At 34.8% G+C, this 7,312-nt stretch carries 11 protein-coding genes and 1 pseudogene; 5 read left to right on the forward strand and 7 right to left on the reverse strand.

Going from position 1 to position 7,312, the window contains the following annotated elements; translation table 11 throughout:
* On the forward strand, positions 1-312 hold a 312-nt coding region (locus BLP58_RS11095), incomplete at its 5' end, for a zinc ribbon domain-containing protein (RefSeq protein WP_143000354.1).
* Positions 313-645: 333 nt separating this feature from the next.
* Here the strand turns inward: BLP58_RS11095 and BLP58_RS11100 are convergent.
* From BLP58_RS11100 to BLP58_RS11120, 5 genes and pseudogenes are all read right to left on the reverse strand, one after another.
* A pseudogene (locus BLP58_RS11100) lies at positions 646-1,272 on the reverse strand (amidohydrolase family protein); the annotation flags it as partial.
* Positions 1,273-1,284: 12 nt separating this feature from the next.
* Positions 1,285-1,890, reverse strand: coding sequence for a sugar O-acetyltransferase (locus BLP58_RS11105; RefSeq protein ID WP_013854745.1), 606 nt, complete (start codon positions 1,888-1,890; stop codon positions 1,285-1,287).
* A complete protein-coding gene (locus BLP58_RS11110; RefSeq protein WP_013854744.1) occupies positions 1,865-2,473 on the reverse strand; it encodes a putative quinol monooxygenase in 609 nt (202 codons plus the stop codon). Before BLP58_RS11110 ends, BLP58_RS11105 begins: the two co-directional genes overlap by 26 nt.
* Before the next feature lie 10 nt (positions 2,474-2,483).
* On the reverse strand, positions 2,484-2,852 hold the full coding sequence (locus BLP58_RS11115) for a DUF2255 family protein (protein WP_013854743.1): 369 nt from the start codon (positions 2,850-2,852) through the stop codon (positions 2,484-2,486).
* A 10-nt stretch (positions 2,853-2,862) separates the two neighbouring features.
* A complete protein-coding gene (locus tag BLP58_RS11120) occupies positions 2,863-3,270 on the reverse strand; it encodes a MerR family transcriptional regulator (RefSeq protein WP_013854742.1) in 408 nt (135 codons plus the stop codon).
* A 374-nt stretch (positions 3,271-3,644) separates the two neighbouring features.
* Between BLP58_RS11120 and BLP58_RS11125 the strand changes: the two genes are divergently transcribed.
* Genes BLP58_RS11125 through BLP58_RS11140 form a run of 4 tightly spaced genes read left to right on the forward strand, consistent with a single transcriptional unit; the run spans position 3,645 to position 6,581 of the window.
* Positions 3,645-4,304: an amino acid ABC transporter permease gene (locus BLP58_RS11125; RefSeq protein ID WP_003615004.1), complete on the forward strand. Its 660-nt coding sequence runs from the start codon at positions 3,645-3,647 to the stop codon at positions 4,302-4,304.
* Entirely contained in the window at positions 4,285-4,959 is a 675-nt protein-coding gene (locus BLP58_RS11130) for an amino acid ABC transporter permease (RefSeq protein ID WP_013854741.1), read from the forward strand. The genes BLP58_RS11125 and BLP58_RS11130 overlap by 20 nt, the downstream gene beginning before the upstream one ends.
* A gap of 9 nt (positions 4,960-4,968) precedes the next feature.
* Positions 4,969-5,709 (forward strand): amino acid ABC transporter ATP-binding protein, encoded by a 741-nt coding sequence (locus tag BLP58_RS11135; RefSeq protein ID WP_013854740.1) that lies wholly within the window; start codon positions 4,969-4,971, stop codon positions 5,707-5,709.
* Between the two features lie 11 nt (positions 5,710-5,720).
* Positions 5,721-6,581, forward strand: a complete 861-nt coding sequence (locus tag BLP58_RS11140; protein ID WP_013854739.1) for a transporter substrate-binding domain-containing protein — start codon at positions 5,721-5,723, stop codon at positions 6,579-6,581.
* Positions 6,582-6,706: 125 nt separating this feature from the next.
* Here BLP58_RS11140 and BLP58_RS11145 read toward each other — a convergent pair whose 3' ends face one another.
* Together BLP58_RS11145 and BLP58_RS11150 are read right to left on the reverse strand one after the other, a co-directional pair.
* Complete coding sequence (locus BLP58_RS11145; protein WP_074484277.1) at positions 6,707-6,988, reverse strand: helix-turn-helix domain-containing protein; 282 nt, start codon at positions 6,986-6,988, stop codon at positions 6,707-6,709.
* Between the two features lie 87 nt (positions 6,989-7,075).
* The coding region (locus BLP58_RS11150) for a transposase (protein ID WP_143000355.1) at positions 7,076-7,312 on the reverse strand (237 nt) is incomplete at its 5' end.

The following is a 7,312-nucleotide window of genomic DNA, read 5'->3' on the forward strand; positions in this document are numbered from 1 at the left end:
AGACGCAATCTTTCATCATGGACTAAAGGAGTATTAAATGAACGTTTAGAGTATTATTGCCAGCAATATGGCATTGACTTTAAAGACGTTAACCCAGCCTACACTTCCCAATATTGTCCAAATTGCGGACGGCACTTTATCGTAAGATTTGGCAAGCACAATGAAAAGACCTTATGTCCTAATTGTGGAGAAATGGACTGTAATATCGCCGCATCAAAGAATATCCTAGCAAGAGCCACAGATAAAGAAATTACGCTTTATACGCCATATAAAAAAGTAAAAGCAATTCTTGATCAAAGAATTGCCAGTTAAGAAGAATTATTAAATAAGTCGACTGCCACAAAGCGAAAGGCGGAATGCCTCTCCTTTTATCAGCTAAGCTGAGGACATGTCGCAAAGGACTTTAAGTCCATTCTTAGAGCTAGGGAATGTTCCTAGGCTAAAGAAAAACAAGAATCGAAGAACCTTCATGTGGGGCAGATCAAAGCCAGTCCCTATTAATAGGGTAATAGAAATATTAACCGCGCCGCGTTCAACCGTACCCACAGAGCTTAACGCTTAAAAAAATCGCTCTAGCAAAAGCTAGGGTGAGTGAGACATGATAAAAGCTATTAGGAATATTAGTTTTTATTAGGTTTTATAATTCGGGACCATGGCACCAGCATGATGAACCAATATTTTTAAATGAGGGTATTTCTTAAAAATATTGCTCTGAACTAATTGCAACATTGCTTGGGACAATTCATATTCCCAAGAGAAGACCAGATTATTATCAGGTTTGCGTTGATCAAAAACGGGATGCAACCATAAAGGCAAATTTAATTTCGCAGCTTTTTTAAAGATGGGGTCAAATTCTGGATCTGCAATACTTTTGCCTAAGTGCCGGGTAAAAATTTGAGCACCCATTAAGTTGGGATCAGCTTTGACTTTATCTAAAATATGCAAGCTTGCCGGGATATTATTCATAGCTAGCATCCCCACACCAACTTCAAATTTATCTGCATGCTCTTTAACGATTTCTGCCAATTCTTTATTTCCTTTGTCAGCTAATTTAGCTGCTTGGTCGGGGCCAACAAAATCTTCTGGATTGATATTAGCAAAAGAAATCACTTGCTTCATGTTGTCATCTGGCCAAGTATTTAATCTTTCATCAAGATCAACAAGACTTTTAATCCTAATGAAAGGGAATTTCTGTGGGATCGTTGGTTCAAGTTCTAGCATTTTTTGATAAAAGTGGGGAGGTAAAATATGTGCAAAAGCATCAATTTTCATAATTTTGCCTCTCTAATTTAGCGGTTTTAAATCTTTAATCTTCTTGGCAGGGACGCCACCAACAACAGTGTTATCTGGTACATCCTTGGTTACAACAGCACCGGCACCAATGATGACATTATTGCCAATATGAACACCGCCAATGATTGTAACATTACCGCCAATCCAAACGTCGTTACCAACAGAAATAGGTTCAGTAAAAGAGATTAAATACTTTTGACCATTTTCATAGGTGCCCCAACGTTTAGTGGCATCAATTGCATGCTCTCCACAATAAAATTTAACATCCGGAGCGATAATTACACGATCGCCTAAAGTAATCAAGTTTGAATCTTGAAAGCGAACGTTATCGTTGATAAAGTCATTATCACCAAAACTAATATGATTGCCATAAAGAACATCGATTTTACCATTGATAGTCAAGCCTTCACCAACATGACCAAATAAATCGTTAATTGCAGTTTGACGTTTTTCAAGATCAGACAAATCGTTAATCACTGGCATTAAACGATGAGCTTTCGCAATCATCTTTCTTAATTCTGGATCACGATAGTCATATTCTTCACCAGCTAAAAGTTTCTCATGTTCTGTTTTAGTCATTATTATTGCTTCTTTCATAACTTAAACTTCCTTGATCGACTAGGATATCAACCTTTAGCTTGATTTGATCAAGGATTTCTGCTTTATCTGCTAAGTTTAACTCAGCTATTGAACTAGGAGAGAGCCCCAAGACCCATCCTTCACCAGTATTCTTTTTATCTTGACCAGCCAGAATAATTTCCGTATTGCTATTCGTTAGCTTATCAAAATTAGTTTCTTTTCTTACCTTAATCTTAGTTAACGTCGCATTTATATCTTGATCTTCAAATACTCTAAAAATAGTAGTACTAGTTTTTACCAATTCTGGTTTTAAATTAATCATTTCAGTACCAGTAATGATCTTTTTAGCCACTTGACCATAATGCTTGAATTGAGGTGAATTTGCATGGATTTGATAATGCTCTTCGTCTTGATAACACTCAATCACATAATTACTTTCACCTAATTTATCATCATGTCCAGCAAGCATAAATAAAGTTCCTGGTTCATTTTTAATTGACGTCATCATATTATGCTTGCCTTCATTTACAAAAGCCGTTCGATTTGGGGCATTAATATTTAAATGAAAGATCCGCATAATTGGTGCATTGATTAATTTCATAATATGCCTCTTACTGTAAATCTAAACGCACCGTTGCCGTAGCACATTTGTCTGATACCATCATATCAATTGGATATTGACCATGATACTTTGCTTCGTAAGCATCTGTTACTGCTTTGATTTCATCTTCATCCTCAACAGCTACATAATTTACTGGATAGGTTTGATTATTAAATTCAATGGCACCACCGTTTTTTAAACCCGACTTGTACCATTTGCTTTCTTTGCCTTTACCAGCTCTTAAATAAACGTGATTATTATTGGTTACCACCCAAATAGGGGAGTCTTGAAAAATCTGGCCCTCATCATCATTAGGATGGTTTTGGACAGTAGTTATCTTGTTTAAAACATCTAATTCTTCTTTAGTCCAATATTTCATTTTTTTGCTCCTAATCATCTAAAATCTTATATTCTTCAAAATAACTTTTACCTTGCTTGATTTCTCCGCTTTCATAAAGAGAAATTTTATGCTCTAAACGTTTAATTGAACGATTCAAATTTTTCTTTTTAGTTTCAAGTAAAGCAAGCTGCTCTTTTAATAAATCTTCACGAGCTTGCAGGGTAGAATCACCTTGCTCAATTAACTTAACGTAATCGACCAATGCTTCTACGGTAATTCCAGAATGCCGCAGACAAACAATCATTTCGATCCACTTTTGTAATCCTTCGTTATAGTAACGATTGCCATTCTTTTTACGAGGAACAGCAGGGATTAAGCCAATCCGTTCGTAATAGCGAAGGGTATCTGGTTTTAAGTGGTATTTTTCACTAACATCTGTAATAGTTAGATCAGTCATTTGATTCACCTCTTGAATTTAAGATACTACTTGGAGTTAACTCCAAGTCAAGCATTTTTCAAATATTTCATAATCGATTTTTATGCTCAATTTATAAAAATCAATTGACAATAAGTAAGCATGAGTTTACACTAATAGTCAACAAGAGTTACTAAAGGTAAGAAAGGAGTACTAACATGTTGAATTTACAAGCTGTATGTCAAAACTGTGTATGTTGTCCAAAAGACAATACTTTTTTGCATACGCTAATTCAGCATGACGTACTTCGATATAATCTATAGTTAACTTGATTTTTTAATTTAGCTATTTAAGGATCTACGAACTGAATTGGTTCGTGGATCCTTTTTTGTTTGGTCTTTGGGAGGTAAGATCTTATGAATTGGTCAATCATACAACAAGCGTTGCCATTATTTGCCCATGCATTTGGACTCACGATCTGGTTATCGCTAATCGGGATAATAGGTTCGATTATTGTTGGAATAATCGCTAGCTTAACACAATATTTTAAAATACCGGTAATTAGTCAGATCATGACAGCATATGTTGAACTAGCACGAAATACGCCACTTTTAATTCAATTATTTTTCTTGTACTACGCTTTTCCTGTTATCGGAATAAAAATGTCCGCTGAAGTTTGCGGTATTATCGGTTTAATTTTCCTAGGTGGAGCATACATGGCTGAGGGATTTACTGGTGGTTTCAATGGTATCTCTACTAGCCAAATTAACAGCGGAAAAGCATTAGGAATGAGCCGTTTTCAATTAGCGCGCTATGTTGTTTTCCCACAAGGCTTTGCATTAAGCTTGCCTGCTTTAACAGCTAATATTATCTTTTTAATTAAAGAAACATCCATTTTTTCAGTAATTGCAATCCCTGAATTAACCAATACAGCTTTAGATTTAATCGGCATGTACTACCGTTCCAATGAATACTTACTGATGTTGGTTATTGCTTATGCAATTATCTTGATCCCAGTAATTCTTTTATTAACTTGGCTTGAAAGGAGAGTTCGTTATGGTGCATTCGGGAATTAACGTTTTATTTGAAGGGAGCAATTTTGCTCGTTTAATGGCAGGTCTTTGGACTTCCATTTGGATTGCAGCTATTTCCTTAATAATTGGTTTAGCTATTGGAACTATTTTTGGTATTCTTAGAACTTTGCCTAATAAAATCATTCGATTTGTTTTACGAATTTATCTAGAATTCTTCAGAATAGTACCTACAATCGTTTTACTTTACTTGGTCTATTATATTTTGCCACGAACTTTTCATGTTAACTGGCCAGCAACTTGGATGACAGTTTTGGCATTTTCACTATGGATAGCAGCAGAATTCAGCGATATTGTTCGCGGAGCAATCGAATCAGTACCTAAGAGCCAGCGTGAATCGGGACTGGCATTAGGCTTAAGCAAAATCCAATTATTTAGATATGTATTATTGCCACAAGCAGTTAAGTTAGAGCTTCCTGCAACAATCAACTTAGCAACTAGAGTAATTAAAACCACTTCACTTTTACTTGTCATCAGCATTATGGAAGTAATTAACGTTGGCCAGCAAATTATCGAAGCAAATAATCAGCAATATCCAACTGGTGTTTTCTGGGTTTATGGACTGATATTTATCTTATATTTTGTCCTCGACTATCCATTATCAGCTTGGGCTAAGAAATTAACTAAGGAAAGCAAATAGGTGAGCACAATGACAGAAGAAATTTTAAAAGTTGAGCATTTAGATAAGTTTTATGACGACCGTCAAGTTTTACATGACATCAATTTTTCGTTGAAAAAAGGTGAGGTATTAACATTACTTGGACCATCAGGTTCTGGTAAAAGTACTTTGCTTAGAACTTTGAATGGGTTAGAGGATTATAAAAATGGAGCTATCTATTTCCATGGAAAGAAAATTAATCCTAGTCCAAAAGAATGGCAAATGCTGCGACAAAAAATCGGTATGGTTTTTCAAAGCTATGATCTTTTTCCAAATCTTACTGTGATAGAAAATGTTTTGCTTGCCCCAGTGAAAGTACAAAAACGAAATGAAAACGAGGTTAAAGAAGAAGCAATTAAACTGCTAAAACAAGTGCGATTAGATCAATATCTAAATGCTTATCCTAGAGAATTATCAGGCGGTCAAAAGCAGCGAGTAGCCATCGTTCGTGCATTAGCAATGAAGCCGGAAGTAATGCTTTTGGATGAAATCACTGCATCCCTTGACCCAGAAATGGTACGCGGTATTGAAGAAATCGTTGAACGCCTTTCTAAACGTGACCATATGACGATGATTATTGTTACCCACCAAATGAACTTTGCTTCTAGAATTGCGGACGAAGTACTTTTCTTAGAAAATGGACATATTTTAGAAGATACTCCAGGAAAAGACTTCTTTGATCATCCTCAGACGCAAAGAACTAAAGAATTCTTAGACAGCATGGATTATTAAGGATAAAGCCAATGAAAAAGAAAAATATTTTTAACATTATTATGGGTATTGTTGCTCTAATAGTCGTGGTAAGTGCCGCTTATTTTGGTTTTACACAACCTAACTTAAACAGCGGTACTGCTGGCAGCCGTTGGAGCAATGAGAATGGCGTCTCAGAAATCAAACGTCGTGGTTATATCAGAGTTGCAGTTTTTGGTGATTTACCACCATATGGCTGGGTAAATGATCAAGGCAAGAGAGTAGGCTATGATGTTTACTTGGCTCGCAGAATTGCCAAAGATTTAAACGTTAAAATTCGTTTTATACAAGTCAATGCCAACAATCGTGTAGATACTTTAAATTCAAATAAAGCGGATATCGTTTTAGCTAACTTTACAGTAACTCCTGAACGTAAAGATGTAGTTGATTTTGCAAAACCATATATGAAAGTATCAGTTGGAGTAATTTCACCTAAAAATGCTCCAATTAACAGTGCGCAAGAATTGAAGGGCAAGAAGTTAATCGTTACCAAGGGAACAACTGCCGAAAACTATTTTGCAAAGCAATCTGGAGTTAATTTATTAAAGTTTGATTCTAAGACGCAGCAATTCAATGCATTGAAGAATGGTCGTGGTGCAGCTTTAGCTGATGACAATTCTTACCTTTATGCTTGGGTTAAGAAAAATCCTAAGTATGTAGTTGGCATTAAGAGTATTGGACCTCATCAGTATGTGGCCCCAGCCGTAAAGAAGGGCAATCGTTCACTGCTTAAATGGACAAATCATGAGATTACTAAACTAACGAAGGAAGGCTTCTTTGTACAGGATTATCAAAAAGAATTAGCGCCTTACTTTGGTAAGGATATTAAGCCAACTGATATTGTGTTGAGATAAACATTTGAAAAAATCTATTTTTAACAGGTTCTAGACTTCTACTCAAAAACAAAATCCTATTAGATTAAGGTTTGGCAACACCGAGATTTAGTAGGATTTTTTAATTTCTAATTTTTCCTAGTCACTTATTTATTTTTATATATTTTACGATAATTTTTAGGACTTAACTCTAAACTATTTTTAAAAGAACGTGTGAAATTAAATTGATTTAAAAATCCTACTTCTTTAGCAATTTGTCCAATAGAAGCCTCTGTATTACATAATTTTTTCTTTGCTTCATTTATTCTTAATTGCTTTAAAAAAGATCGTGGGGAAAGATTAATTTTTTTAATAAACAATGTATATAAATAACTTCGAGAAATATTTAAATTATTACATACAGTGTTTATGGAACAATTTTTATCCATAAAATTCTGTTCAAAATAATTTACGAAACTGTCAAATCTTTTGTGTAAATAAATCTTTCTCGTAGATTGATTTTTTTAATTAATTATTTATTCAAAATAGGATTCTAGAGTGTCTTGTACTTGACCAAAGCCTTTATGAATTCGCTTGAAATAGCGATCATTGTAGCTCATTGCTTGGATGCCAATAAAAGTATCAAACGACTGTTCATTTGGAAACTCTGCTTTAGGTTTGGCTTTGCGCTTAACAACATTATTAAAGGATTCAATCATGTTAGTTGAATAGATTGAACTTCTGATCTGTTTCGGATAGTTATAAAAAACTAG

Source organism: Lactobacillus kefiranofaciens (genome assembly GCF_900103655.1).
Lineage (GTDB): Bacteria > Bacillota > Bacilli > Lactobacillales > Lactobacillaceae > Lactobacillus > Lactobacillus kefiranofaciens.

Bases quoted from the DNA above. Each gene is read 5' to 3' on its own strand.
- BLP58_RS11105 (WP_013854745.1), bottom strand. From the start codon at position 1,890: ATGAAAGAAGCAATAATAATGACTAAAACAGAACATGAGAAACTTTTA.
- BLP58_RS11110 (WP_013854744.1), bottom strand. From the start codon at position 2,473: ATGAAATTAATCAATGCACCAATTATGCGGATCTTTCATTTAAATATT.
- BLP58_RS11115 (WP_013854743.1), bottom strand. From the start codon at position 2,852: ATGAAATATTGGACTAAAGAAGAATTAGATGTTTTAAACAAGATAACT.
- BLP58_RS11120 (WP_013854742.1), bottom strand. From the start codon at position 3,270: ATGACTGATCTAACTATTACAGATGTTAGTGAAAAATACCACTTAAAA.
- BLP58_RS11125 (WP_003615004.1), top strand. From the start codon at position 3,645: ATGAATTGGTCAATCATACAACAAGCGTTGCCATTATTTGCCCATGCA.
- BLP58_RS11130 (WP_013854741.1), top strand. From the start codon at position 4,285: ATGGTGCATTCGGGAATTAACGTTTTATTTGAAGGGAGCAATTTTGCT.
- BLP58_RS11135 (WP_013854740.1), top strand. From the start codon at position 4,969: ATGACAGAAGAAATTTTAAAAGTTGAGCATTTAGATAAGTTTTATGAC.
- BLP58_RS11140 (WP_013854739.1), top strand. From the start codon at position 5,721: ATGAAAAAGAAAAATATTTTTAACATTATTATGGGTATTGTTGCTCTA.
- BLP58_RS11145 (WP_074484277.1), bottom strand. From the start codon at position 6,988: ATGGATAAAAATTGTTCCATAAACACTGTATGTAATAATTTAAATATT.